The organism is Acinetobacter sp. YH12117, assembly GCF_013418865.1.
Classification (GTDB): domain Bacteria; phylum Pseudomonadota; class Gammaproteobacteria; order Pseudomonadales; family Moraxellaceae; genus Acinetobacter; species Acinetobacter indicus.
The window spans coordinates 1-25,226 of record NZ_VPBF01000041.1 but is presented as its reverse complement, the minus strand read 5'-3'; the positions used below and the strand labels follow the sequence as shown (position 1 = coordinate 25,226).

Below are 25,226 nucleotides of genomic sequence, written 5' to 3'. Positions count from 1 at the left end.
AGTGATGGGAGAGAATGTTCAAGAGTGGATTCTAAATGTTCAGATAAAGACATAAAAAAATGAGCGTATTTACATACACTCATTTTTACTACATTTTTCTAATATTTGCTTAACTGACTGGCATTACTCCATCGGGCGCTTTTTTAATACTCAAACACAAGAGCTGAGCCAAATTCTATTTAAGGTGCATTTGCCTGTGCATCTTCTTCATCTTTGGCGGGTTGCATCGACTCAATCATGTCGTGCTTGTTAAATTTCTTGTACTCTGGCTTTGCTTCATACCCCTTCCAGGCTTCTTTAACCTTGTCGGCGCTAATTTCATCTAAACTAATGCCTTCGCTTGGGGTTGGAGTCGCATCAAACTTTAACGTTGTCATATGTGTGCTCCTATATACTGGTTGATTCTGTTCCTTCACATCAACATAGCACTTTCTAGCAGACTTGCAAGGGCAAAATCACGTCAAATAGTTGAGTTTAATTTTTCTTTTAAGCTGTTCTCATCTAAAATATCGGACAAAGCTTTTTTGATCATGCCCGATCGATTCTTATTCGGAGTTTTCCTATTATGTCTTATCGCACCCTGTCCCAATTTCTACAACAACAAAGCGGAAATTTAACCCCTGAACTTGCACAGGTGATTGAGACCATTGCCAACACCTGCAAAACCATTGATCAGGCTTTACAAAAAGGTGCCTTAGCTGGGGTTCTGGGCAGCGCACAAAATGAGAACGTGCAAGGCGAAGAGCAAAAGAAACTCGATGTCATTTCCAATGATTACCTGATTGATGCCTTACAGAAACATCCCAATGTGGGCGGTTTAGCCTCAGAAGAACTGGATGAATTCACTCCGGCACAGGAAAATGGCCAATATTTAGTGCTGTTCGATCCGCTAGATGGTTCAAGCAACATCGACATCAATATGTGTGTCGGCACCATTTTCTCGATTCTTCCGGCAAAAAATGCAGTGACCCAAGCAGCTGATTTCATGCAGGCCGGTGTTCACCAAGTTGCTGCCGGTTATGTACTGTATGGCCCATCAACCATGATGGCCTTAACCGTCGGTGCAGGTGTAGTATTCTTTACCTTCGACCCGGAAGCTCAGGAATTCCTGCTGACTTCGGAAAATATCCAGGTGGCAGCGGATACCAAAGAATATGCAATTAATGCCTCTAACCAGCGTCATTGGGAAGCACCCGTTCAACGTTATATTGATGAACTGCTAGCAGGTAAAACCGGTCCGCGTGAAAAAGACTTTAACATGCGCTGGGTGGCCTGTATGGTGGGTGATATTCACCGTATTCTGTGCCGTAGCGGGATTTTCATGTATCCATATGACCTGAAAGATCCGAAAAAAGCTGGCCGTTTACGTTTAATGTATGAAGCCAACCCGATGAGTATGCTCATGGAACAAGCCGGCGGTGCGTCGACAACAGGTCGTGTACGTATTCTGGAAATTGAACCGACCGATCTGCATCAACGTGTACCAGTGATCATTGGTTCTAAAAACGAAGTTGATCTTGTTACTGGCTACCACGCTTAATTTTTTCTGATAACACCTGTGGGTCTGTGCTCACAGGTGTGGATGTTCTCCATGCCTACCTTATTTCTCGAATCGAAAGATAATCCTAAAATTAAGCACCTACGTGGCTTGATTGAACAAAACAGCTACCGTAAAAAACAAGGTCAGACTGTGCTTGAAGGTTCGCACCTTTGTCTGGCATGGTTAGAACAAAACCGGAAAATTAACGCGATTTTCACCACCGAAAATGCCCTGAAACATCCTGATCTGAACGATATTCTGGACCAGTATCAGGGTACGGTGTTTGTAATTGGCGAGTCTTTATATAAAGATTTAAGTACCTTGGGCACCACCCTTGCCTGTCTGGCTATTGTCGATTTGCCAAGTTCCAGTCAGGCGCTTGACTATCAGGCCGATACCTTAATCTTGGAAAATGTCCAGGACCCGGGCAATGTCGGCACCCTGCTACGCTCGGCTGCTGCAGCCGGCATCCAGCAAATTGTCTGCACCAAAGGCTCCGCCTCGTTATGGTCACCACGGGTATTACGTGCCGGGATGGGTGCGCATTTTTCTTTGCAGACCTTTGAAAATATCCAGCTCGAGGAGATTCTGGAACAGTTTAAAATTCCGGTCTATGTCACCAGCTCACACCGTTCCACCAGCCTGTATGCCAAAGACTTAAGCCAGCCATGCGTATGGATTCTCGGTAATGAAGGTCAAGGTGTATCGGATTACGCACTAGCACATGCCGAAGCCGTTACCATTCCACAACCGGGCGGACAGGAATCTTTAAATGTCGCGATTGCCGGTTCAGTCTGTTTTTTTGAAATGGTACGTCAACGACTCTAATACGTTAATTTATATTAAATAGGCTGGCCCTATTAAAAAAATAGATTACACTAGAAAAATAATAACTTGTAATGTCAACCGAACCATTATTTTTAACGTTAATAGTGCCATGAAGTTAAAAATAATGGTGGGTATCCAATGACAGGATTTTCCATCTCTATGGATTTAGCACCCAAAAAGTCTCAACCTGAAAGTTTGAGTACTCTGAAGAGTACGGCTGAACAACGCCTGAAAACTTTTATGCACGAGGTCACCGGGCGCGCCTTAGTGATGATGGAAAGTGCCACTCAGGGACAGCATGGCATCGCGATGGATCTGGTTCAGGAAGCCTTTATTTCCCTGCACAAATCCTATGCCGATAAAAGCACAGATGAGTGGTATCCGCTGTTCTACACCATTTTAAATAACAAATTACAGGACTGGCGACGTAAAGAAGCCCGTCGTGCACAACCCTTTTCATTTTTCCGCAAAGTCAGCCTGGATGACGATGATGTCGAACAAAATGATCTGGTCGATGAACGTGCACTCAATCCTGCTGAGTTTTTGGACCAAGCCATGACTGCTGAAGAAATTCAGGAGGCAATCGCCAAACTTCCGGTGCGTCAGCAACAAGCGTTTATGCTGCGGGCCTGGGAAGGGTTCGATACTCAGACCACTGCCCAGATTATGAATTGTTCTGAAGGCAGTGTAAAAACCCATTATCATCGTGCTATTCAGGCTTTACGCCAGACTCTGGCACATATGAATCCATATCTGGGAGGATCATCAGAATGAAACAAGATGATTTCTTAAAACAAGTGACTTCCAAACTTGATGGACTCGCCCACCACCACAAAGACAAAGCTGTGGTGATGAATCATGTTCTGGATCAGATTCAGGATAAGCAGACATCACGCTATGACCTGTGGAAAATGTCCGGTTTTGCACTTGCGGCTGCCATTGCAGGATTCGTCATTTTACCAAATTCGGTAGAAATGACCGCGCAACCGCAAAATCAGGTGGTGGCTACGCCAAAACTTTCACCACAAATGATGGAAGATCTAGAAATGTTATTGGTGCTGGGTGAGGATAAAGTTCAACATGGCAGCTAAACGTTTAGCATTCGCCTTCTGTGCGCTGGGCTTTTTACAAACCAGCTTTGCTGGCTTTGAGCGTTTCTGGATTTTCTCCAAAGATGCAGATACGAAAATTGTTGAAAGCTGGGAAACCCTCTCAGATGAAGAACAATTGGCCTTAATCAAGCGTTATCAGAATTTAAAAGAACTACCGTCCGATAAAAGTGCTTCTTTGCAGCAGCGTATGGACTGGTTTATCCAGCTACCCGATGCAGAAAAGCAGAAAATGCGTGAAACCTGGCAAAAAATGAGTACCCAGGAACGCAAGGAACTGGGCCAAAGAATGCAGAAGGCCACGCCTGAAGAACGCGTACTGATTCGTGAAGAATATATCAATAAATATATCACGCCGACGGAATACTAAGCGGTTAAGCCAAGCATCAACCCAATGCTGGTCCATAAAAAAGCCTCTTGAAAGAGGCTTTTTTACACTCACTGAATTCATGATTTAGGACTTAAACTGACGGCGTACACGATATGCTGCCATACCCAATAAACCAAATAATCCAGCAAGCCCTAGACTTCCACCACCGCTTCCTTCAGTATTGCTGTTTTTCGCGGTATTGATCAGGCTGATGGTCGCCTCATTAGACAGCTCCTGTTCAGCATCAAATACCGTGTATTTCAGCTCATAATCAAACGGGCTATAGCTGTTACGCACCTGAATCTGCAGGTTTCCGCCATAACAAGTTTCACGCACATAATCCCCTGGACATGGACCACTCCGGTCTGCCGTGACCAGTACACTTGAAGGCACATTGGTTAAACGGATTGGCAATTCAAGTCCATTGCTATCGGTATAAAAGGCCGGTTTATTTTGTCCAGACAGCAGTGTATTGACAGGTCCATCGCCATCATCACTGTCATTTTCCAGCGGATTGACATTAATTTTCAAATCCGAACCATATTCAATGGTGTAGCGGTCGGCTTTGGCAATCGGTTTGATGTTCATGAATTTTGCTTCAAGCAAACCACTCGACTGAACAGTTGGATCCGTCACCGACGTAATGGTATAGGCACAATAGGCAGAATCAATATTCTGGGTCACCTGATCATCGACCCGATAGAACAGAATCCGTTTTACATCGGCATCCCATTCGCATTTCAGGTTTGGATCATGCAGCAGTTTACTGCGGTCAAAGGCCGCATCTTCTAAACCACCGCCAATACCATAGACTTCTGTACTGATATTAAAGTGTTCCGGTTTTAGTTCCAGCAATTGTGCCACGCTACCATCGGCATTTGGTTCATCATGCTTGAGGGCCAGTGCAAATGGATCGATATAAATAGTCCGATACTTCTGTTTTTGCTTGGAAAATTTAAGTAAATTTTCATAGTTTTGCAGATCTGCCTGATATTGGGCCAACAGCTCTTTATTTTTCTCTGGTGCCTGAACCAGCGCTTTTAAACGGTCAATCTCCTGCTGATAGCTGTCAAACAAGGTCACATGCGACACGTTTTTCAGATTGACAATATCTGCTGCGGTCATACGCATGAGTTCAACCGAACCAATTTCACAGCTGTTTTTCTGTTCTGGATCTAAAATCAGGGTGCCATCAGTCACACGCTGTAAACCACGCTGATCTGACACTTCACAGCCAAATCCTTCGACATTGACCAGGTCTGCATCATTGCCTAGATTTTTTGGATAATATAACGGCAGGAATAAGTTATAGGCTGAAGCCGGCTGCATTGGATAGAGCACATCACTTAACTGCTTGCCACTCAGATTCACCGAGCTCATTGAGTTTTCTTCTGTGCTCGCGAGCGTTTCCGGCAGGTCACATACCCCCTGCTCTACACTTTGTGCATTCGGGAAAATTAGCGCATTGCGTGATGAGCTGATATTCGGTTGCCGCTCGGTTAAATTACCATTATTCAACGCATAACGGCATGATTTTCCGGTATTAAATGCCAGCACATTAAATCTTAATACTTTGATGCCTGAATCATCATAATAGAAGGTGCTGGCGGCCTCATTTTCGACAATGGTATTGTTATTTAAACTGAAGACCGATTGCGTACTGAGGCGGTGCTCCGGGCCATTGGCCAGGTTAAAAATATGCCCCTGCGTTAAGTTCGCTTTATTTTTAGCCACTGTGGTATTGGTTAAAGTCAGACGCGGCTTGCCACAAAAATCAAAGCTACTCAGGCTGTTGCTGTTGCCATTTTGAATGACACTGCTTTGCTGAATGGTGATATTGGCCTGGGTATCTGCTAGATTTGCCGTACAGTCCATCGCCAGCACACTGCCGACACTGGCGCTGTTCCCCTGAATCAGGCTATTCACCACCGTAATTGGCTGTTCCTGATTATGGGCAGCAATATACAGTGCACCACCCCGCGCTGCCTGCGAATCCAGAATTGCGGTATTGGTCAAGGTCAACGGTCCGGCAACCAGTAAAGCCCCGCCCAGCCCATCGCTATAGCCATTTTTAAGGGTCAGATCGTCAAACATGACATTGGCCTGACTGTCGAGCGTATTAACAATACGATGCAGCCCCTGGCCGTTAATAATGGTCTGATGCGGTATCAGCGCCGGATAACGGTGGGTAATAGGATCTTTCTTGCTGTAATCAAGCGGTGTTGCGCCCATAATCCGCACATTGGACTGCGGGCGTAATTCAGCATTTAACTTGTATTCACCCGCTTGCAGACGGATATAATCCACTGCAATATAGTTGGTATTGCCGACACTACAGCCCCCAAAGGCTTTGTTCTGTTTGGCCGCCACCAAGGCTTCACGTAGCGAACATTTATCCGGGTTTTCACCATTTTCATCGGCAAATGTGGTGACATAAATAGTACGGTCTTCTGCGGCCATTAATGACATGGCACTGACAATCATGACTCCCAAGAGTGCTTTTTTATAATTTTTCATTCCCTTTCCCTGTTTTTATTTTTTACGGCGCCAAGCTGCCAATAACATCAACATGAGCACGCCATAGCCAGCCACTGCTCCGCCAGATGTTTTAATTTTGTCACTATCCATGTGGTTTTCAGGTGCCTGAATCACTTGTACACGAATTTCTACATACGGTTTGGTGGTATTAAAACGTGTACTGGTGGTCACCAGTTTAATTTTAAAAACATCTGCGCCATGCCAAGCAGAATCCGGGGTATAAATAATCTTGCCCTGCTCATCAATTGTCAGTTGGCCTTTGGAACTGGTCTGGGTCTGCTCAATCTGCACACAGCCGGCTTGCCAGGCTTTCCCGGTCGGATTGCTGCTAAACAGGCTATCACAGAACTCGGCTGGTACCAGATCACTATCACCAATTAAATCGCTGACCGACATTTCGGCAATTTCACCGGCCAGAATATCCCGACCAATGAGACCTGAGGCATCAGGTACGGTAATTTCAATTGCACCACGGTCACACAAGGTATTATCCGAAGCTCGGTTCACCCCGCGCTGATCTGCCGAGGCACAAGTAACCTGCTCAGTGGTGCCCACTTGTGCATAGCCTTTGTTGACGATTGGAGAGTCAGCCAGGGTCTGGTAATTCAGTAAAATACGTGGGCGAATATAGCCCAGGAACTGTTCTTCTTTAACCTGATACGGGCAGAATAATGCGTCCTCATCTTCACTCAGCACCTTACAGGCGCCTTCCAGGATATTCCCGCTAAAAATATGGCTACCCTGCCAGATCTGGTTCGGGTAATTGGTATCACCCAGTCCACATTCTTCAGAGACCAGATTGTTTTGCAGCACGCTTTGATCGGCTGCCTCTTTGCTACAGTTAGCAGACTGCGCCGTCACAGGATGTGGATTGGCCAGCAGAATACTGTTGGCAATATAGCCTTTTCCTGCCGGGGCTTCTAAACGTACCCCTGCGCTATTGCCCATTAAAGTGACGTTATTGACCCCGATATTGTCTCTCAGGTTCAGCACATAGCCTTCATTGCGGTTAAAGGTCGTACTGCTGATGGTATTGGCAGCGGCCAGCAGCTTGAGATTTTCGACATCTTCTGTAGGTAACTGGGTGTAGAGGTTGGCAGATGCCAGATCGCTGGTTTTGTTGTCGCTAAACACCGCTGCATAAATCCGGAAGCTTGGCAGTCGGCTATAGATGGCGCCACCCTCGGTGGCATGGTTGTGCTGGATTAAACTGTTTTTAATTTCAATAAAGGCTGGCGCGATATTCTCTCCCTCTTCAGCCAGATTATAGATGGCGCCGCCCTGGTTGGCTCGACCCTGACTCAGCTTGACATAATCCAGCACCAGGTATTCATGGTTCAGAATCAGACCGCCCTGATTGGGACGGCAACTGTCGCTGCCACAGCCTTGCAGGCTGACTTCGCTCAGGTTGACCTGAATACGTTTATCATCGCTGCTTTCAATATGAAAAATACGTTCATTACCAGCCATTTCGATAATGGCATTGTTCAGGCCTTTGATATTGTTTTCTTTCAAGCCGGTGTCATAGGTGGTTTTAATGCTTAAGGGTTGGGTGATTTTTAACTGCTGATTGAGTTTATAAACGGCGTGTTTTTCTAACAGAATGACATTGGAGGAATTTTCGCCACCGCAGCCATTATGACCTTCTTCCGGCAACCCCAAATTAATATACTCGACTGCTTCGCGCAGTGAACATTCTTTATCATTGGCTTGAATATCTTCAGTGATAGTGACAACAATATTGCTACTATAAGCATGTCCCGCAATAAACAGCATACCAATGCCGATGCTCCGCTTGAGCATAAGCTTACTCCTTAACCTATTTATTCATTTTTATTTTTAAGTTGCAGCTTCCTTGCAACTAAGACTTATTTTGAGTGTAATTTGTCATAGCTAGAGTAATTACTCAAGTTTTTTTGTATTTTACCGATATTCGTCAATTAATGCGTAGATCTGGCGCAAATTCGCGCCGCTCAGTTTGGTTTTTTCGCCTTTTAGCAGCTGAATCAGTTGTTGCAGGCTTTGTAACAGCATTGAAGTCTGCTGCGGACCATGTAACAGCAAGTAGTCAATAATCTGCTGATCAATCTGAATACCTTTACGTTGCAGCACCGAAGTTACCAAAGCCTGACGGTCGGCAAACAGGCTGCCGGTCGGCACTTTCACACTCACAGCCTGAGTTAAACGGGACTGTAAATCGGGCAATTCCAGTTTCAGTTCAATCGGGGCAAAACGTGATGAAAACACCAATTGCCCGCCCATTTCATTGCTGTAATTGATTAAATGAAATACCGCGCGCTGCCAATGCGGCACGCCGCTAATCGCTTCAATATCATCCAGACAGACCAGATCAAAATGATCTAAAGAGGTAATGGCTTCGGTCGGGGCATCCAGAAGTTCCAGCAAAGAGACTTTAATCGCGGATTTGCCAATTTCCTGATAAGAATCGCAAATCGCCGAAAGCAGATGGCTCTTGCCGGTACCGGCACCGCCATAAACATAAAAACGGTTAACCAGTCCCGCATGCAACTGGCGCACTGCGTCAATTACATGGCCCCAGCCCGGACCAGAAAAATCACTGATTCGGGCATCGAGTTGAGGTTCTATATCAAGCTGCAGTTGACGCATATACAGAATAGGCCTTCGTTAAACATCTTTAGGATCAAGAGAATTCATCTTACTCGATTTTTCAGTCTGTTGCAGTGGCTTTGTCTGATCTTTCTCAAGATCAATATCGACATCCACCTGATCAGTTTCTATGCTGATACTGCCCGTTTGCTGGTCATGATGAATGATAGCCGTCGACTGTCCATACCACTGACTGCGTTCATAGCAATCCCGGGCATGACGCAGCAAGACCACAATTACCGCGGCAACCGGCAAGGCAATTAACATCCCGAGGAAACCGGCCAGTTGCGCACCAGCCAGTACAGCAAATACCACTGCTACCGGTGACAGTCCAATTTTATCGCCCAGTAAAAACGGTTGCAGCACGTAGCCTTCTACCGCCTGACCAATCATAAACACCACCAGCACCAAGAACAGTTGCATCCAGTCGATACCAAACTGCAATAAGGTGGCAATGACCGCAGCAATAATCCCGACCGCAAAACCTAAATATGGGATGATACTGGCCAGACCTGCCACCATCCCGATAATCAGGCCAACGTCCAGACCAATCAGTTGCAGACCGGTGGCATAGACCACACCTAGGAGGATCATCACCAGGAACTGACCTTTGACAAACGCGCCTAATACGTTATGGCATTCATTCACAATATGCAGGGTGCTGCGCTCATACGGACGTGGAATTAAACGGCGCAGACTGTCCAGCATACGGTCCCAGTCGAGCAGAAAATAGAAGGCAATAATTGGAATTAAAACAATGGTCCCGCCAATCTGGATAAAGTTCAGACCGGACTGCGCCACCCGTAAAATCATGGCTTGAATGCTGTCGGCGCTGTAATTGGTCTGCACATAGTCCATGATAATGGTTGACATATGCGTGGTATCAATTTCCATCTCATCGACATTAAAGGTTTCAGAAATCCAGGGCAAAAAGGTAGTATTGATCCAGTTAATTCCGACCGGAATACTGTCGCGGGCAATCATCAGCTGTTTCCAGACCAGCGGAATGATGTACCAGACTGCCACGGTCAGTAGAATCCCGATTCCGACAAAAACGATGCTGATGGATAACCAGCGCGGCACCCCAACCCGATATAAAGTATCAACCAGTGGACTGAACAGATAAGCCACAAGAAAGGCGACAATAAATGGAATAACGACCGGCTTGAGTAAATATAAAATCCAAAAAATTAAAGCTATCCCGGCAAGGATAAAAATGCGACGTAAAGTACGATCTGCCATAGAATCTCGCCTTTTTGCAGTGTAATCGTTATATAAAGTAAAATATTTTAATAAAGATAGCATTTTAGCGCATAAATAACATAAGAGTTTCGTATATTCGGGTTATAATCCCCCGCGCGAATGCGGAGACTTCATTATGAGCAACTCAACTTCTAACCCTACCCCTGGTTTAAGCTATAAAGATGCTGGTGTCGACATCGAAGCCGGTGACGCGTTAGTCGATCGAATTAAATCTGTTGCGAAACGCACCACTCGTCCTGAAGTGATGGGCGGATTAGGCGGCTTTGGCGCACTTTGTAAAATTCCTAAAGGTTATGAAGAACCTGTTCTCGTATCAGGCACAGACGGTGTTGGTACAAAATTACGTTTAGCCCTTAATTTAAACCGTCATGACACTATTGGTCAGGATCTGGTGGCCATGTGTGTGAACGACCTGCTGGTTTGTGGCGCAGAACCACTGTTCTTCCTCGACTACTATGCAACTGGTCACTTAAACGTTGATGTTGCAGCCAATGTAGTTACCGGGATCGGTCAAGGTTGTGAGCTTGCGGGCTGTGCACTGGTTGGCGGTGAAACTGCTGAAATGCCAGGCATGTATGAAGGCGAAGATTATGACCTTGCAGGTTTCTGCGTAGGCGTGGTTGAGCAAAGCAAAATTATTGATGGCTCTAAAGTCAAAGCGGGTGATGTTCTGATTGGTGTTGCGTCTTCAGGTGCACACTCAAACGGCTATTCTCTGCTTCGTAAAATTCTGGACGTGAAAAACGTTGACCTGACTCAAATCGTAGATGGCCGTCCGCTGGCAGATGCAGCGATGGAGCCAACCCGTATTTATGTCAAACCTATTCTTGAATTACTTAAATCTGTTGATGTTCACGCAATGGCGCACATCACCGGTGGCGGTTTACCTGGTAACTTACCACGCGTTCTGCCAAATGGTGCGCAAGCGGTAATTAACGAATCCTCTTGGGAATGGCCAGAACTGTTCAAACTGCTGCAAAAAGAAGGCGGTGTTGAACAATTCGAAATGTACCGTACCTTTAACTGTGGCGTTGGTATGGTATTGGCAGTGGATGCAGCGGATGCTGACAAAACTGTTGAATTGCTGAACCAGTTGGGCGAAAAAGCTTGGGCAATGGGTCACATTGTTGACAATGCAGAATCTGTTGAAGGTGCTGACGAAAAAATCCGTGTGATTTTTGCGTAATTGTCTATGTTGAAAATTGCTGTACTTGTTTCAGGCAGTGGATCGAACTTACAGGCCCTGATTGATGCCCGTCTTTCGGGACAAATTGTCGGGGTCATTTCCAACAAACCTGGAGCCTATGCGCTGGAACGTGCCCAAAAAGCCGGTATTGCCACTGCGGTAATTGAACACAAGCAATACCCAGACCGTGAAAGTTTTGATGATGTGATGCATCAACAGCTTTTAGACTGGGAGGTTGATCTGGTGGTGCTGGCAGGCTTTATGCGCATTTTAAGCGCCAAGTTTGTTAAAGCCTGGGAAGGGAAAATGCTGAACATTCACCCTTCTCTGCTGCCGCATTACAAAGGCATGCATACTCATCAACGGGTGTTAAACACGGGTGATGTCTATCATGGCTGTACGGTACATTATGTGACTGCCGAGCTGGATGCCGGTCAGGCGCTGGCCCAAGGGGTACTTACTGTATCGCATCAGGACAGCGTGGAAAGCTTGGCCAATCGTGTGCATGTGCTGGAACATCTGATTTATCCGCAAGTGGTGGAATGGATTTGTAGTGGTACGCTGCAGCACACACCAAACGCGGTGCTGTATCGTGGTCAGGTGTTAGCGCAACCGCTACAGTTCTGTCAGCGCTAAAATAAAAAGTAATATCTATAAAAAAACGCATCCTCGGATGCGTTTTTTTATGACCTGATTTTTCCCAAAAGTAATCTTAAGGTGCCTGATCCTGTAATAAGGATTTAATCATCTGTGCCACTTGCTCAGGCTGTTCCAGTGGGAACATATGACCGCCCGGCGCAACATGAAAAGGAATCCCGAATTTCTTCTCAATTTGCTGTGGAAACTTGCGGGCCAGAAACGGACCTTTCTCGGCCACCACCAGTTGTGCCGGTACTTTCAATTTGGCCTGTGGCAACCACCATAAAGATGGATTGGTACGGAAAATCTGTACTTCATCCATTTTAGGAATGGTAAGCGTCACCCCACCACGTACAGGATCTTCTGTCAGTGCATGGTCGATATAAGCCTGAAAACAGTCCGGATCAAAATCTTGATAAAAGCCTTTGGGTCTGAGCAGCTCGGCCGCCTGCTGACGTGACTCCCAATGATCACGGCGGCGTTTAGACAATCCCGCCGGTGACATTTTATCGAGGGCTTTCAGCTTCAACAGTTTCGCTACATGCATCACTAAGGCTTCTTTACCCATGATCATTGGCGGATCCAGCATGATCAGCTGGGAAAACAGTTCCGGGCGTTGCTGCGCGGCCTGAAAGCTCAGCACCGAACCAAGTGAATGACCCAGTGCAATCACCTTGCGGCCTTGTGCCTGCCGCACAATACTGTCAATCACCTGCTGGGTCAGACTGTTCCAGTGATTATCGATTGGATAACGTTTATCTGGCCCGAGCAAAGGCACATCAATCACGTCATAATCATCTTGCAGATGCTGAAATAGTTTTTGATAGACCCGTGACGGTACGCCATTGGCGTGAGCAAAATGGATTAATGGTTTCATTGTAATTTGGTACTTTGTTCAGATTGAATCTGCTGCGATACAGCGCTGGCCATCCCCTGACCTACCGCAGTGCCCATACGACCCAGCATCGAATCTAGCGGATTATATTCAATGGTATAGTTGACGGTTTTGTCGACTTTTAATTCACGTTTTAAAGTATTCATACTGCCCAGACGGTCAATAATCCCCAGTTTCAACGCCTGATCGCCGGTCCAGAATAAGCCGGAGAACAAGGTCGGATCATTGGCTTTTAACTTGTTGCCACGGCCCTGTTTGACTGCAGTAATGAAATGCGCATGCACATTATCTAGTACACCCTGAACATGGGCTTTTTGCGCTGGATCCACCGGTTGTGTCATCGACAGCAATGCCTTATTTTCACCGGAGGTCATGGTGCGATCTTCGACACCCAGCTTTTGCATTAAGCCACTGACACCATAATTCGGCATAATCACTCCAATCGAACCAACTAGACTGGATGGATTGGCAATAATTTCATCGGCAGCTGAAGCAATATAATAAGCGCCTGAAGCGCCGGTATCGCCAATCACCGCATACAGTTTTTTATCCTGATGCTGCTGTTTTAAATACTGGATTTCCTGCCAGATTTCATCGGACTGAACCGGTGATCCGCCCGGTGAATTAATATTTAGCACCACCGCCTTACTGCCGCTTGCTTCATAGGCTTTACGCAGTGATTTAATGGTATTTTCACTATTGACGCTCTGTTTATCCGCTGCGATGGTGCCCACAATATCGACCACGGCAATATGCGAACTGCTGGTCACGGCCGTAGCAGAATTATTGCTACAGCTTTTACCCATAATCACCAGCAGAATAAAAATATAGGCAAAGGTCAGGAACTTAAAGAAAATTCCCCAGCGTCTGGCGCGGCGCTGTTCTTCAACAGAGGCTAAAACCGCTTTTTCCAGTAACTTCCATTCGTTTCCTGTCGGTTGTTGTGCTGTGGGTGGATGGCTATTCTTGATTTCATTTTCTGGTTTAGGCGGCCAATCGGACATAAAAACAATCCAAAACTCGAGTTAATTTTCCTCCATTATATACGCCGAAAAACTGATTGCTGTCTAAATTGAATGTTTTCCCCTATAATATTTTCATTTTTAACCTTTTCTTTAGATTTCACTATACTGAATGACTGATAAACTCGCCCCAACGACTATCTCTCGTTTACTTCATTTTGTCAGTCGACAACCCCTCAGCCTTTCACGTTGGGCGGCCCGCGTGTTGGCGGCATTTTTGAATGTCTTTCAGCTCAGCAAGACCTCTCAGGTCATTCGCCTCAATTTAAATATTGCCCTGCCGCATTTAAATACGACCCAGCGTGAACAGCTGGCGCGTCAGGCCATTCGCAATGAACTCACCTCTTATTTTGAGTTTTTTAATATCTGGGGCGCAGAAAACCACAAGAATATTTCCCGCATTCATCAGGTGCATGGCGAACAGCTGTTACATGAGGCACTGGCTGCGCAAAAAGGCGTGGTACTGATTGTGCCGCATTTTGGCACCTGGGAAATCATGAATGCCTGGGTGGCGCAGCACACCGAAATGACCATCATGTATAAACCGGTGAAAAATCCATCGGCTGATGAGTTTGTCCGTAACGCTCGCAGCCGTGAACAGGCCAATCTGGTGCCGACCAATGACAGCGGTATTCGTCAGATTTTTAAGGCACTGAAACAAGGCGGAACCACGGTAATTCTGCCGGACCACACCCCGCATTTGGGGGGTGAAATGATTCACTATTTTGGTCTGCCACTTGAATCCAGCAACCTGAGCGCCAAGCTGATTCAAAAAACTAAAGCCGCTGCCCTGTTTCTGTATGCACTGCGCAATGAACAGCAAGGTTTTGATATTTTCATTGAAGCCATGGACGCACGGCTCTACGACTGTTCTGCCAATGAAGGCACCGCAATGATTCACCAGAAGATTGAACAGCTGATTGCCCAGCATCCGGAACATTATCACTGGAGTTATAAACGCTTTAAGGCACATCCAGCCTTAAGACGGATTTATGATATTCCTACGGATGAAGCCTTGGCGTTAATTCAAAATACCAAAGCTAATTCCGCTTAATCACGCCGCAGCCAAACCCGCATATGCCGATACGGTAGCACCTCATTCTCAGTGGGATAAAACTGGATGCTACCCTGCTGCGCGGTCTGCCATAAGGGAATTTTTAAGGCGTTCAGTCGGGCTTTTACCTGCGTGCTCGGATGGCCATAACGGTTATTCAGCCCCGCCGATGCAATTGCCAGTTTAGGCTCCAGCTGTTTTAAAAACTGGTAAGATGAACTGTGCCGGCTACCATGATGGCCAAGCACCAGCACATCCACTTTTAAATCCGGATAATCCTGTAATAACTGATATTCAGTCGGCCAGCCTGCATCGCCCATCAATAAAAAGCGTGAGTAAGGCTGAGCTTGTGCAAACTCAACCAGCAGCACACAGGAGCTTTCATTTTTCTGCTGTTCTACAGGATTTAACTGTTCCGGTTTCGGAGAGAGTACCTGAATCTGGATGCCCGGCTGCCACTGCCATTGCTGTCCTTGCTGGCAATAGTCAAAATGGCTATGAGGATTTACTTCAAGCTGAGCATTGGCATAGACCTGTTGCACCTGTAACTGTGGCTTTAAGGTCTGATAAGCGCCGCTATGATCCTGATCCAGATGGGTCAACCATAAATAATCTAACTGCTGCACGCCTTTGACACTTAAAAAGGGCTGGATAATCTGCCGGCCGATACTCCATTTCTGTTCATCATAATGACCGCCCATATCAATCATCATGCTGTGTTCACGATAGCGTAAAAAGATTGCCTGCCCCTGCCCAACATCCAGCACAGTAAGTTCCACCTGCCGAGAAAACTGATCCTGAAACAGCAAAGGCAACAAGCACAGCGCTGACCAGGCTTTAGGCACTAGACCTGCGGGAAGAAATAAAATCATCAGTCCCAGCACCAGACTCAGCAGCATCGGTGGGCTCAGCGCAACCGGAATCAGTTGCGGCACAAACAGCAAATCCAGCAACTGCAAACAACCCAATAACAGACTTAGCGCCAAGTCATTGAGCTGAAACAGCAACTGGCTCAGCGGTTCCGCCAGATAAAAACTTAAACCGGCCAGAATATCCAGCGGTACAGTCACCAGACCGATCCAGGGAATGGCCAATAGATTACTCAGCGGCGCAATCCAGGCAATCTGCTTGAAGAAGATGATCATCAGCGGAAACAGCGCAATAAAAATTTTCCATTGCGATTCAAATAACAGCCGGAAGCCCTGCCACAATTTCTGCATCAACGTCTGCTGCGGATGCACCGGTTGTTGCCGGAGGGTCTGGTAAATCCTTAACAGCACAAAGCAGGCGCCATAAGACAGCCAGAATGCCGCCGACAGCACACTCAACGGATCAAGCAGCAGCAATAACGAAGCACTACCAATCAACAAAGACAGCGGCTGTATCGGCTGCTTTAGCAACAGGCAGGCGCCTGCCACCAGACAAATCAGTAAAGTCCTGAGCGCAGGAATTTCAAACCCAACATAGGCACAATATACAAATACACAGCCCATAAACGGCAGCAACAGCAGATAACTGCGGGGCTGTCGCGCATATAATTCGGGCCAATAGCGAGTGACCAGGCGCTGCAGCACAAAACACAGCATGGCGGCAAAAATCAGCACATGCGGCCCGGAAATCGCCAGCAAATGACTCATCCCGAAACGCTGAAACTGCTGCTCGGTGGCTTCATCGAGTAAACTTTTATCGCCAGTCAGCAGTGCCAGTATTAAGCCGGGATGCTGCAATGCCTGCTGCTGGATAAAGTCACGAATCTGTAAACGCTGTGTTTCGATCCACAATTTAAATTGCGGCCAGAGTTGCTGATGCTGTCTTAAATGTGCCCCAAATCCCAGCCGATACAGTTCCGATTCAGTCAGTTCCACAATCGACTGGACCTGAAAGCCGCTCATGATATTTTGCTGGAGATACCACTGCTCTACATCAAACGCACCCGGAACGGCAAAACTGTGCGCCGGCAAGGTCTGCCCCTGTAAACGATAATAACGCCCCAGCTGTAGTTCCTGTTCAGCCGGCAGCAAGGCCAGCCATTGCACCGGCTGGCTATGCCGGTTCAGCACCTGAACCGGTTGCCGGAGCTGGCTGCTACCCAGCTGATTGATTTGCTGGACATAGACCACCACCTCTGCCGGCTGGCGGGTCAGTTCACGAAATATCAACCGCTCTTGCAACTGGTTTTGGGCAAAATTCAGCCCCAACAAAAATGTAATGACAAATGCCACACAGGTATTAATCAATTGGATGCCCAGATGGGACCAATGTAAAGCAGCTATTTGCTGTAAAAGCAGGATAATCAGTAACAGGCCTGACAACCAGAGCGGGAAATCCAGCATCGGCCATAGCGTTTTGCCCATACAGGCAATACCTACAATCCAGCCGGCACCCATGATTTTGAACATGTCGTTTTCTGTCTTATTTTTATTTTGAGCAAGCATAAAGCCCACCGGAGTAGGCTTCAAGGGTCATTGATCTGATAATCGGGTTTTAGTCGGGTACCCAGATGCCATCCTGCATATGCAAAATGGTATCGGCCGATTTGGCCAGCTCTTCATCATGGGTCACAATTAGCATGGCCATATTAAACTCACGGCGCAGCTCGCGTAACAGCTCAAAAATCTTGATGGCGGTTTTACGGTCCAGGTTCCCGGTCGGTTCATCAGCCAGCATGACTGCCGGCTTGGTGACAATGGCACGCGCCAAGGCCACACGCTGACGTTCACCACCCGACAGTTCACCCGGTTTATGGGTCAATCGATGCGATAAGCCCACCCGATCCAGCAGATATTCGGCCTGCTGTTTGACTTCTTTAAAGTTGCTTTCCTTACGCAGCATCAAGGGCATTGCCACATTTTCCAGCGCACTAAATTCAGGTAGCAAATGGTGGAACTGATAAACAAAGCCCAGATATTGGTTACGCAAATAACCACGCTCAGCTTCGCCTAAATTGTCAAAGCGCTGGCCATTTAAATAAACCTCGCCCTGACTTGGACGATCAAGCCCGCCAAGGACGTGCAGCAAGGTACTTTTACCTGAACCACTGGCGCCGACAATCGACACAAATTGTCCCTGTTCGATTTTTAAATCGAGGCCGCGCAGTACATCTACTGTGGTTTTGCCGTCAGTAAAATGTTTAGTGACCTGTTTGGCTTCTAGTACAGTTTTATTCATAACGAAGCGCCTCTGCAGGTTGAATTTTCGCCGCGCGTAACGCCGGATAAATTGTGGCCAGGAAACTTAAAATTAAAGACAGGCTGACAATGACCACGACATCTTGCCATCTTAAATGCGATGGTAAGTAGTTAATGAAATAGGCATCAAACAGATTCAAGCCCAAAACATTATTCAGCCAGGCAATAAAACCACTGATGCTGGAGGCAAAAATAATTCCAAGAATCGCGCCGGAGACTGTCCCGATCACGCCAATTACGGTCCCTTGCACCATAAAGATTCGGGTAATCGTGCCCGGAGATGCACCTAAGGTCCGTAAAATTGCGATATCGGCTTTTTTGTCAGTCACCACCATCACCAGAGATGAGACAATATTAAAGGCTGCGACCAGAACGATTAAGAACAGTAACAGGCTGACCATGGCCTTTTCCATCTGAATCGCACTGAACAGGTTACCATGGGTATAGGTCCAGTCTGAAGCATAGAAATTGGCTGGCAGTTCACTCACAATGTCGTTGGCAACGGTAGGTGCGGCAAAAATATCGTCCAGCTTCATGCGTACGCCTTGTGCGCCATCCGGCAGACGTAACAGGGTCGAAGCATCATTCAGGGCGATATAGCCCATCATCGAATCAACTTCGGCACCAATGCTGAAAATCCCCACAATGGTAAAACGTTTAAAACGTGGCACCACACCGGCCGGTGATGGCGTTGCTTCAGGCAAGACCAAAGTAATACTGTCATTTAAACTGAGGCCCAAGGCATCGGTCATTTGCTTGCCCAGCACAATCCCAAACTCGCCTTTTTTCAGGTTATCAATGCTGCCTTCCACCATATGCTGATGAATAATCGAAACTTTCTTCTCATATTCCGGCTCGATACCGGTCACCATAATGCCGGAAACCTGACCGTGTGCGGTCAACATCCCCTGTAATTGGGTAAACGGTGCAGCACCTGTAACATGCTCATGTTGCTCAACTTTTTTTGCAAGTTCAGGCCAATCTGTTAAAATCTGGGTAGATGAAACAGTCGCTTGCGGAATCATCCCCAAGACCCGGTTCTTCAATTCACGGTCAAATCCGTTCATCACAGATAACACTGTAATCAGAACAGCAACACCTAAAGTGAGACCGATCATTGAAACCAGAGCAATAAAAGAAATAAAGTGATTACTGCGCCGAGCGCGCGTATATCTCAACCCTATATATAGCGAGATTGGTTTAAACATACCATCTAGTCCGAGGTAATACATTATGGAAAATTTACAGCATCAAAACGCTCAAAATGAACGTCGCGTGATGTCACGTATCGATGCTGCGTTGAGAATCAACTATCAGCTTATTTCTGATCAAGTTGCTCTTAATGATCCTTACGATCCTAATTTTATGTTGCCGCGTTATTTTCTACTACTCGCTGAATTAGATCAATTTGATCATGCGCTTAACTACGAATTAGAACAATTATCTGAAAAAGATCAACAAATTGCTCGAATCTTATCCTTATTCAACCAAAAATTAAACCTGATTACCGGTTCTTTATACGATGCAATTGTACAAAGCATGTTACCTGTACCAGAACAGGTCAACTTTTCCGAATGCGGTTTAAGCTTCTACAGCGAGCGTGAAATTGCCGATGGCAGCTATATTCACGTGACCTTAAGTCATCCGGAAAATTTCTTTCATATTGCTGCAACTGCCCAGGTGGTCTATAGCAATGCCGAAGATAATGGCCGCTATCGTACCGGGGCCTATTTTATTACTTTACACCCGCAAGACCGCAGCAAACTGGCCGAAGTCATCCAGCAGTGTCAATCTAAATAAGTTTCAGGATGTGCCTGTTTACGTGCCAACGCCCGGCTTGCACGTAAATCATGGAAGAAATATAAGAACAAGCCAAACAATAAGACCAAAGCTCCGATCAGCACTGTCAAGCTCAGGGCTTCCTGATTCAGAAATGCACCAATTAGCAGGGCCAGCATTGGGGTCATGACAGTGGTCAGTGACAATGTGGTCGCCTGAATATTCTGTACCAGCTTAAAATAACAGAACATGGCAATCAGTGAAGCCATCACCACCGTATACAGTAAAGAGAATAAAGCCTTGGTTTCCGGAATTTCAGTCGGTGCATAAGGCCAGATTATTGGCAACATCAAAATTGCCATCAAGGTTGAAATCAGGATTGAACCAGTGGCCTGTGCCACAGGTTCCACCTTGGCATTCACTTTTTTGACCCAGAAAATGGACATGGCATAAATCAGCACGCTCAGCAGCATCAGACCAATCCCGACCGGCTGTACATGCTGGTTTTCTCCGCCCAGACAGATAATACCCAGTCCCAGCACTGCAACCAGCATCCCGAACCATTGCAGTTTTTTCAGACGCTGCTGAAAGGCAAAACGCCCGATCAGGCCGGCAATAATCGGTGCCAGACCAAACATCAGTGCAATCATGCCCGAACTTAAATAGCTGGTGGCCAGATAGGTAAAAATCTGGGAACCAAACAGGCTGCAGGAACCGGCCACATAACTATGCAATGCCGTCTGATCAACCGGAAAACGCACTTTGAGCAACAACAAAAAGATAAAGGCCAGCGGCAAGGCAATAAAAAAACGTAAAGCCAGCGCCCACAGCATATGCAGATCCGACACACTCCAGACAATCGCCAGCGGTGTCGAGGCCCAGATAAACACCAGCAGCATATAAGTCAGGGCAATATTATTTTTTGAGGGCATGTAATTCAGCCGGTTTTACGTTTTTGTTTTTGAATGGTCTGATCCAGACTGCTGGAAAATTCGCGTTTATCGCGTTCGGAAATTGGTGGTGGCCCACCGGTCTGTACGCCAGCGCCGCGTAGAGTATCCATAAAATCACGTAAATGCAGCCGCGCTTTAACATTGGCAGTGGTATAGATTTCACCACGTGGATGAATCGCAATACCGCCCTTTTCAGTCACCTGCGCTGCCAGTGGAATATCCTGAGTTACCACAATATCGTTGGCCTGCATCCGCTCAACAATTTCCTGATCGGCCGCATCTGCGCCGCTCATGACCTGCAAGGATTTAATCCGCACCGATGGAGTAATGCCCACATTCTGATTGGCTACAAAAATTACTTCGAGCTGATAGCGGTCAGAAGCCCGGATAATCACATCTTTTAAAATTCTTGGTAAGGCATCGGCATCCACCCACAGCTTAAATGGCAGCACTTTCAATTCCGGCAATTTTGATGTCCCTAGTGTAGCAAAATTCACTCAACGTCGCGGTGGGAAATACAGGCTTTTTCACCAAGATAATGCTGGAGTAATAACACGCTGAATCAGCTGATTTTGCTTAAGCAGCTTAAGCTCATCCTTTGACTTTTCTCATCATTTCAGGCATTTTCAAAGGAGAAATCGGCGCCCCGACTTGAAAAATTTAAAACACCCTCGATTAAATAGATTAAGGCCACTCGACATTCTCTTAACGTGCTTATGAAAAATCAGAACAGACCAGACATTATTACCATTGAAGATCAAAGTTTTGGCAGCCATGTAGAGCATTGGACGCTGCTCACCGATCAGCCGAATGTTGATGTTCCCAAATGGTTAGGTCAGGCACTGGATGCACCCATCATGCCAATGGGGCTATGCGCACAAGAATGTGATATGGATGACAGCACCTGGCTGATTCAGGGTCCGGTCAAACAGCCGATTCAACTGGCGCAGGTCATTGCCGTAGAGGCCAATCAGCCGAAAGCGGTTAAAACGGCCTTTCCATGTTTTGAAAGCCCGTATAAAACCCCGGTGACCATTGAACGAATTATTAGCTGCCCTTCCAATACCCAGGCGGTTTTGGGATTAAATCTGGGTGAAAACACCACGGTCTATGCCTTTGACAGTCTGTATAGCGTCAATCACCACCAGTACCAAAAAGACCAGACTTATATCGCGCATCTGAATGGTTGGGCTTACGAGCTGGAAGCCGTGGCAGAAGATGAGCAACTGATTGTTGATGATCCGGCCTCGATTAAACATCACCGTGCCTTAAATGATATTCTGGCGGCCAATAATGGTGTTGCCCCGGCCAATTTGCAGGAACAGATTGACGCCTGGGAGCCAAAATCTGAAGAAGATAAAGCCCCGGTGACCGTGAATTTCTCCAAAATGGTGGCCTATTTATATGGTGAAGTCTTAGGACAGGAAGATGAAGCCTGGTTCCAGGGCAATGTGGTCGGTAAAACCCAAGCGCAATTTATGAATCAGGATTACACCCTGTATGATGTCTGCCTGATTCATGAAGACAACCAGCCAGCCACTTTAATCCGTATTGCGACCAAAGAACCCAAGTTTGCTGATTTTGAAATTGGCCAGTTCATTCGCGGCAATATCTGGATTCAGGTCAGTATTTACGCGAAAAAACAATAATTTATATTTAAAGAAAGACCTGCTTCAATATGAGCTTTCAGCTTGAAGCAGGTCTTTTTTGTATCTTTTGAATTTATTTGATTATATTTTATCCACAGTTTTATTCTAAATAGCACTATTTTAAATTCAAAAATCACTTATTTATCCACAGTTTTAAATTTTAAAGCTTATTATTTAATCTCTATTGATTTTCATAGACTTAGATTAAATCTGTTTAAAAATTGAATATTGAATAAATCCGGTCAACAGAATGAAGAGATGATGTTCTGATTTTAAATCGGCTGAAAAGTTTATTAAGGAAAATGTATTTAGTACTTTATTTAACCAATTTTTTATGTTAATAATATGTGACAAATCGAAAGTATCAACGATAAATAGATCACTGGAATATAATATCTATGAAAATCGTGCAAGAAGAAAACTTACAATCTGTTGAACATCAAATGGGTCAGCGTTATCGTCTGGATAAAATGTCCTGCCTGTTTTTTGTTCTGGGCATGATGATTTCTGCCTACCTGCTGCATCAATTTATTTTTTAATCCGTATTCCATATCCCATAAAAAAGCCCATCCTGATGATGGGCTTTTTCGTATACGCTGGATTAGCCGTTGCGTTTGGCAAAGTCATCCATAAAGTTAACCAGTGCCTGAACACCTTCAAGTGGCACGGCATTATAAATGCTGGCACGCATACCACCAACTGAACGGTGACCAGCCAGATTCAACAGATGATTGGCTTCCGCTTCTTGCAGGAACTGTTTTTCCAGATCGGCATTGGCCAGCGTAAATGGTACGTTCATGATCGAACGGTTGGCTTCAACAATCGGGTTGGCGTAGAAATCGCTTGAATCGATATAACCATAAAGCAGTTTGGCTTTTTCAAGGTTGGTCTGATGCATGGCATCAACCCCACCATTTTCCAGTAACCATTCAAAAACCAGACCGGATAAATACCAGGCATAGGTCGATGGCGTATTCACCATTGAACCATTTTTCGCCTGATCTGAATATTTCAGGATGCTTGGAATTTCCGGCTTGGCCTGATCCAGTAAATCTTCACGGATAATCACCAGGGTTAAACCTGCCGGGCCAATATTTTTCTGTGCACCCGCATAAATTAAACCAAACTTGCTAACATCTAGCGGTGCAGACAGAATGCTAGATGAATAGTCACACACCAACGGCTTGTCGGTTTCAGGAATGCTGGCAAATTGCAGACCGCCAATGGTTTCATTGTCGGCATAATGCACATAAGCTGCATCTGCAGATAAATCCCACTCGCTTTGCGCGCTAATCGCATGTTTACCATCAATCTGAATACCTGCGTTCACGACATGAATATCGCCATAACGCTGTGCTTCTTTTAATGCTTTTTCAGACCAGATACCGGTATGGATATAATCGGCCTTGTCATTTTTACCGAGCAGGTTTAATGGAATTGCCGAGAATTGTAAGGATGCCCCACCCTGCAAGAACAGTACTTTATAGTTCTCAGGAATGTTCATGAGTTTGCGTAAATCGGCTTCTGCTTTTTCTGCAACCGCAACATAATCTTTGCTACGATGGCTCATTTCCATGATCGAAAGGCCTTTGCCGTGCCAGTCCAGCATTTCTGCTTGAGCTTTTTCTAATACGGCAGTGGGTAATGCAGCAGGGCCAGCACAGAAGTTGTACGCGCGCATGATTTTTCCTTGTCAAGGTGAAACACAATAAAATAGGCATTTAACCACATCTTGCTCGGGCTTGCACAAAATTATTTCAATCTTGGCACGCAGATACAGTCGAAAAATCAATATAGATTCACAAGATAATTTGAAATTTTCCAGCAGATTGGAAACCTATCTCACTCTATATCTAGCCCAATGTGGATGACCTCTTTCTATTACTTAAATACATTTTGCACTGATCTTGAATATATATGCAGTAATACGCAGCGATCTGGTAAAGCTTAGTAAAATGTAGTGATTAAGAGTGCACTCACTCACCAAATACCTGAATATTCAAGTTGCGGATTTTACTGCTACCGCCCGGCTGGTCAAAGCTGACGTCATATTGCACCAGATTTTTCGGATATGCATATTCATAGCTAATCTTGTACTGACCCGGCTGATTACTACCGGTTTCAATACTTTTGGTCATCAGGGTACGCGATTTATATTCGCCTTTTGGAATCACCTTGGCAAAGCGTTTCATGACTTTCTGGTTGTCCTGAAAATGGCTTTTGAGTTCTGGTTCGAGATGATTCAGAAACTGCTCGAACTCGCCATCACGTAAATTGTCATAGGCCGCCTGTGCCACCTGTTCCTGCTGCGGACTCGGATTTGGAATGGCGTCCATGGCTTTTTGACCCAGCTGATCACATCCGGCCAAAGCCAGAACACTCAAGCCTATCCATAATTTAAGCTGCATATCGGGTTATTCCTGTACGGTACTGTGTAAAAAAGGACGCCGAAGCGCACTGCTGTCCCACAATTTTTCACAAGAGGAAGCTCATTTGAGCTTCCTCTTGTTTTATGGGTATTTTATCGGGTGAAAATAAAGCTTTTAAAGTTCTTCTTTCAAACAAATTCACTTGAATTATTCTGA

The 25,226-nt window shown here is 45.9% G+C and carries 25 protein-coding genes; 11 read left to right on the top strand and 14 right to left on the bottom strand.

From position 1 onward, the window contains the following. Positions 1–179: 179 nt before the first annotated feature. The gene (locus FTU55_RS12585; RefSeq protein WP_163145979.1) at positions 180–377 is read right to left on the bottom strand and encodes an NF038105 family protein; all 198 of its coding nucleotides are present in this window, start codon (positions 375–377) and stop codon (positions 180–182) included. 188 nt (positions 378–565) lie between these two features. Between FTU55_RS12585 and FTU55_RS12580 the strand changes: the two genes are divergently transcribed. The 5 genes from FTU55_RS12580 to FTU55_RS12560 all read left to right on the top strand — a co-directional run bounded on the left by FTU55_RS12580 (position 566) and on the right by FTU55_RS12560 (position 3,847). Next, on the top strand, positions 566–1,540 hold the full coding sequence (locus FTU55_RS12580; protein ID WP_005176592.1) for a class 1 fructose-bisphosphatase: 975 nt from the start codon (positions 566–568) through the stop codon (positions 1,538–1,540). A gap of 51 nt (positions 1,541–1,591) precedes the next feature. Beyond that, entirely contained in the window at positions 1,592–2,368 is a 777-nt protein-coding gene (locus FTU55_RS12575) for an RNA methyltransferase (RefSeq protein ID WP_168369657.1), read from the top strand. Positions 2,369–2,527: 159 nt separating this feature from the next. Further along, positions 2,528–3,142, top strand: a complete 615-nt coding sequence (locus FTU55_RS12570; RefSeq protein ID WP_005176588.1) for an RNA polymerase sigma factor — start codon at positions 2,528–2,530, stop codon at positions 3,140–3,142. After that, positions 3,139–3,459, top strand: coding sequence for a hypothetical protein (locus tag FTU55_RS12565; protein WP_168369658.1), 321 nt, complete (start codon positions 3,139–3,141; stop codon positions 3,457–3,459). The genes FTU55_RS12570 and FTU55_RS12565 overlap by 4 nt, the downstream gene beginning before the upstream one ends. Further along, entirely contained in the window at positions 3,449–3,847 is a 399-nt protein-coding gene (locus FTU55_RS12560) for a DUF3106 domain-containing protein (protein WP_005176585.1), read from the top strand. The genes FTU55_RS12565 and FTU55_RS12560 overlap by 11 nt, the downstream gene beginning before the upstream one ends. Positions 3,848–3,931: 84 nt before the next feature. Here FTU55_RS12560 and FTU55_RS12555 read toward each other — a convergent pair whose 3' ends face one another. The 4 genes from FTU55_RS12555 to cxpE all read right to left on the bottom strand — a co-directional run bounded on the left by FTU55_RS12555 (position 3,932) and on the right by cxpE (position 10,255). Further along, positions 3,932–6,364, bottom strand: a complete 2,433-nt coding sequence (locus FTU55_RS12555) for a CSLREA domain-containing protein (RefSeq protein WP_180047252.1) — start codon at positions 6,362–6,364, stop codon at positions 3,932–3,934. Positions 6,365–6,379: 15 nt separating this feature from the next. After that, positions 6,380–8,188 (bottom strand): rhombotarget A, encoded by a 1,809-nt coding sequence (gene rbtA, locus FTU55_RS12550; protein WP_180047250.1) that lies wholly within the window; start codon positions 8,186–8,188, stop codon positions 6,380–6,382. A gap of 120 nt (positions 8,189–8,308) precedes the next feature. Further along, entirely contained in the window at positions 8,309–9,013 is a 705-nt protein-coding gene (hda, locus tag FTU55_RS12545; RefSeq protein ID WP_016660004.1) for a DnaA regulatory inactivator Hda, read from the bottom strand. An 18-nt stretch (positions 9,014–9,031) separates the two neighbouring features. Then, entirely contained in the window at positions 9,032–10,255 is a 1,224-nt protein-coding gene (gene cxpE / locus FTU55_RS12540; RefSeq protein ID WP_180047248.1) for a chloramphenicol efflux transporter CxpE, read from the bottom strand. A gap of 136 nt (positions 10,256–10,391) precedes the next feature. On the opposite strand from cxpE, the gene purM reads away from it, so the two are divergent. Both purM and purN read left to right on the top strand, forming a co-directional pair. Further along, positions 10,392–11,462 carry a phosphoribosylformylglycinamidine cyclo-ligase gene (purM, locus tag FTU55_RS12535; RefSeq protein WP_005176576.1) on the top strand — a complete coding sequence of 357 codons (1,071 nt, stop codon included), beginning with the start codon at positions 10,392–10,394 and terminating at the stop codon, positions 11,460–11,462. A gap of 6 nt (positions 11,463–11,468) precedes the next feature. Further along, complete coding sequence (purN, locus tag FTU55_RS12530) at positions 11,469–12,098, top strand: phosphoribosylglycinamide formyltransferase (protein ID WP_016660003.1); 630 nt, start codon at positions 11,469–11,471, stop codon at positions 12,096–12,098. A gap of 76 nt (positions 12,099–12,174) precedes the next feature. Here purN and FTU55_RS12525 read toward each other — a convergent pair whose 3' ends face one another. Both FTU55_RS12525 and sppA read right to left on the bottom strand, forming a co-directional pair. Then, the gene (locus FTU55_RS12525) at positions 12,175–12,978 is read right to left on the bottom strand and encodes an alpha/beta fold hydrolase (protein ID WP_005176572.1); all 804 of its coding nucleotides are present in this window, start codon (positions 12,976–12,978) and stop codon (positions 12,175–12,177) included. Further along, entirely contained in the window at positions 12,975–14,000 is a 1,026-nt protein-coding gene (sppA, locus tag FTU55_RS12520) for a signal peptide peptidase SppA (protein ID WP_016660002.1), read from the bottom strand. The genes FTU55_RS12525 and sppA overlap by 4 nt, the downstream gene beginning before the upstream one ends. A gap of 130 nt (positions 14,001–14,130) precedes the next feature. Here sppA and FTU55_RS12515 point away from each other — a divergent pair, with 130 nt between their 5' ends. Beyond that, on the top strand, positions 14,131–15,072 hold the full coding sequence (locus FTU55_RS12515) for a lysophospholipid acyltransferase family protein (RefSeq protein WP_180047246.1): 942 nt from the start codon (positions 14,131–14,133) through the stop codon (positions 15,070–15,072). Here the strand turns inward: FTU55_RS12515 and FTU55_RS12510 are convergent. The 3 genes from FTU55_RS12510 to FTU55_RS12500 form a co-directional block, all read right to left on the bottom strand. Further along, positions 15,069–17,471 (bottom strand): DNA internalization-related competence protein ComEC/Rec2, encoded by a 2,403-nt coding sequence (locus tag FTU55_RS12510; RefSeq protein WP_180047256.1) that lies wholly within the window; start codon positions 17,469–17,471, stop codon positions 15,069–15,071. The genes FTU55_RS12515 and FTU55_RS12510 overlap by 4 nt on opposite strands. Positions 17,472–17,556: 85 nt before the next feature. After that, entirely contained in the window at positions 17,557–18,240 is a 684-nt protein-coding gene (gene lolD / locus FTU55_RS12505; RefSeq protein WP_005176563.1) for a lipoprotein-releasing ABC transporter ATP-binding protein LolD, read from the bottom strand. After that, complete coding sequence (locus FTU55_RS12500) at positions 18,233–19,468, bottom strand: lipoprotein-releasing ABC transporter permease subunit (RefSeq protein ID WP_005176562.1); 1,236 nt, start codon at positions 19,466–19,468, stop codon at positions 18,233–18,235. Before FTU55_RS12500 ends, lolD begins: the two co-directional genes overlap by 8 nt. 25 nt (positions 19,469–19,493) lie before the next feature. On the opposite strand from FTU55_RS12500, the gene FTU55_RS12495 reads away from it, so the two are divergent. Next, positions 19,494–20,060 (top strand): PilZ domain-containing protein, encoded by a 567-nt coding sequence (locus FTU55_RS12495; protein ID WP_168381686.1) that lies wholly within the window; start codon positions 19,494–19,496, stop codon positions 20,058–20,060. Here FTU55_RS12495 and FTU55_RS12490 read toward each other — a convergent pair. Continuing rightward, positions 20,048–20,971 carry a DMT family transporter gene (locus tag FTU55_RS12490; protein WP_005176560.1) on the bottom strand — a complete coding sequence of 308 codons (924 nt, stop codon included), beginning with the start codon at positions 20,969–20,971 and terminating at the stop codon, positions 20,048–20,050. The genes FTU55_RS12495 and FTU55_RS12490 overlap by 13 nt on opposite strands. 5 nt (positions 20,972–20,976) lie before the next feature. Continuing rightward, on the bottom strand, positions 20,977–21,444 hold the full coding sequence (locus FTU55_RS12485) for a YaiI/YqxD family protein (RefSeq protein WP_180047254.1): 468 nt from the start codon (positions 21,442–21,444) through the stop codon (positions 20,977–20,979). Positions 21,445–21,708: 264 nt separating this feature from the next. Here FTU55_RS12485 and FTU55_RS12480 point away from each other — a divergent pair, with 264 nt between their 5' ends. Beyond that, positions 21,709–22,641, top strand: a complete 933-nt coding sequence (locus FTU55_RS12480) for a hypothetical protein (protein ID WP_075168247.1) — start codon at positions 21,709–21,711, stop codon at positions 22,639–22,641. A gap of 398 nt (positions 22,642–23,039) precedes the next feature. After that, a complete protein-coding gene (locus FTU55_RS12475; RefSeq protein ID WP_005176552.1) occupies positions 23,040–23,180 on the top strand; it encodes a hypothetical protein in 141 nt (46 codons plus the stop codon). A 62-nt stretch (positions 23,181–23,242) separates the two neighbouring features. Here FTU55_RS12475 and serC read toward each other — a convergent pair whose 3' ends face one another. Both serC and FTU55_RS12465 read right to left on the bottom strand, forming a co-directional pair. Beyond that, entirely contained in the window at positions 23,243–24,322 is a 1,080-nt protein-coding gene (gene serC / locus FTU55_RS12470) for a 3-phosphoserine/phosphohydroxythreonine transaminase (RefSeq protein WP_005176549.1), read from the bottom strand. Between the two features lie 295 nt (positions 24,323–24,617). Further along, positions 24,618–25,049 (bottom strand): DUF3887 domain-containing protein, encoded by a 432-nt coding sequence (locus FTU55_RS12465; protein WP_104488818.1) that lies wholly within the window; start codon positions 25,047–25,049, stop codon positions 24,618–24,620. Between the last annotated feature and the right edge of the window lie 177 nt (positions 25,050–25,226).

What these genes read in the sequence shown, in the direction of transcription:
- serC (WP_005176549.1), bottom strand. Translation starts at nt 24,322, where the DNA reads ATGCGCGCGTACAACTTCTGTGCTGGCCCTGCTGCATTACCCACTGCC.
- FTU55_RS12555 (WP_180047252.1), bottom strand. Translation starts at nt 6,364, where the DNA reads ATGAAAAATTATAAAAAAGCACTCTTGGGAGTCATGATTGTCAGTGCC.
- FTU55_RS12465 (WP_104488818.1), bottom strand. Translation starts at nt 25,049, where the DNA reads ATGCAGCTTAAATTATGGATAGGCTTGAGTGTTCTGGCTTTGGCCGGA.
- purM (WP_005176576.1), top strand. Translation starts at nt 10,392, where the DNA reads ATGAGCAACTCAACTTCTAACCCTACCCCTGGTTTAAGCTATAAAGAT.
- FTU55_RS12565 (WP_168369658.1), top strand. Translation starts at nt 3,139, where the DNA reads ATGAAACAAGATGATTTCTTAAAACAAGTGACTTCCAAACTTGATGGA.
- FTU55_RS12525 (WP_005176572.1), bottom strand. Translation starts at nt 12,978, where the DNA reads ATGAAACCATTAATCCATTTTGCTCACGCCAATGGCGTACCGTCACGG.
- FTU55_RS12510 (WP_180047256.1), bottom strand. Translation starts at nt 17,471, where the DNA reads ATGTTCAAAATCATGGGTGCCGGCTGGATTGTAGGTATTGCCTGTATG.
- FTU55_RS12500 (WP_005176562.1), bottom strand. Translation starts at nt 19,468, where the DNA reads ATGTTTAAACCAATCTCGCTATATATAGGGTTGAGATATACGCGCGCT.
- FTU55_RS12495 (WP_168381686.1), top strand. Translation starts at nt 19,494, where the DNA reads ATGGAAAATTTACAGCATCAAAACGCTCAAAATGAACGTCGCGTGATG.
- FTU55_RS12475 (WP_005176552.1), top strand. Translation starts at nt 23,040, where the DNA reads ATGAAAATCGTGCAAGAAGAAAACTTACAATCTGTTGAACATCAAATG.
- sppA (WP_016660002.1), bottom strand. Translation starts at nt 14,000, where the DNA reads ATGTCCGATTGGCCGCCTAAACCAGAAAATGAAATCAAGAATAGCCAT.
- FTU55_RS12585 (WP_163145979.1), bottom strand. Translation starts at nt 377, where the DNA reads ATGACAACGTTAAAGTTTGATGCGACTCCAACCCCAAGCGAAGGCATT.
- FTU55_RS12575 (WP_168369657.1), top strand. Translation starts at nt 1,592, where the DNA reads ATGCCTACCTTATTTCTCGAATCGAAAGATAATCCTAAAATTAAGCAC.
- FTU55_RS12580 (WP_005176592.1), top strand. Translation starts at nt 566, where the DNA reads ATGTCTTATCGCACCCTGTCCCAATTTCTACAACAACAAAGCGGAAAT.
- FTU55_RS12480 (WP_075168247.1), top strand. Translation starts at nt 21,709, where the DNA reads ATGAAAAATCAGAACAGACCAGACATTATTACCATTGAAGATCAAAGT.
- FTU55_RS12560 (WP_005176585.1), top strand. Translation starts at nt 3,449, where the DNA reads ATGGCAGCTAAACGTTTAGCATTCGCCTTCTGTGCGCTGGGCTTTTTA.
- purN (WP_016660003.1), top strand. Translation starts at nt 11,469, where the DNA reads ATGTTGAAAATTGCTGTACTTGTTTCAGGCAGTGGATCGAACTTACAG.
- hda (WP_016660004.1), bottom strand. Translation starts at nt 9,013, where the DNA reads ATGCGTCAACTGCAGCTTGATATAGAACCTCAACTCGATGCCCGAATC.
- FTU55_RS12570 (WP_005176588.1), top strand. Translation starts at nt 2,528, where the DNA reads ATGGATTTAGCACCCAAAAAGTCTCAACCTGAAAGTTTGAGTACTCTG.
- rbtA (WP_180047250.1), bottom strand. Translation starts at nt 8,188, where the DNA reads ATGCTCAAGCGGAGCATCGGCATTGGTATGCTGTTTATTGCGGGACAT.
- FTU55_RS12515 (WP_180047246.1), top strand. Translation starts at nt 14,131, where the DNA reads ATGACTGATAAACTCGCCCCAACGACTATCTCTCGTTTACTTCATTTT.
- lolD (WP_005176563.1), bottom strand. Translation starts at nt 18,240, where the DNA reads ATGAATAAAACTGTACTAGAAGCCAAACAGGTCACTAAACATTTTACT.
- FTU55_RS12490 (WP_005176560.1), bottom strand. Translation starts at nt 20,971, where the DNA reads ATGCCCTCAAAAAATAATATTGCCCTGACTTATATGCTGCTGGTGTTT.
- cxpE (WP_180047248.1), bottom strand. Translation starts at nt 10,255, where the DNA reads ATGGCAGATCGTACTTTACGTCGCATTTTTATCCTTGCCGGGATAGCT.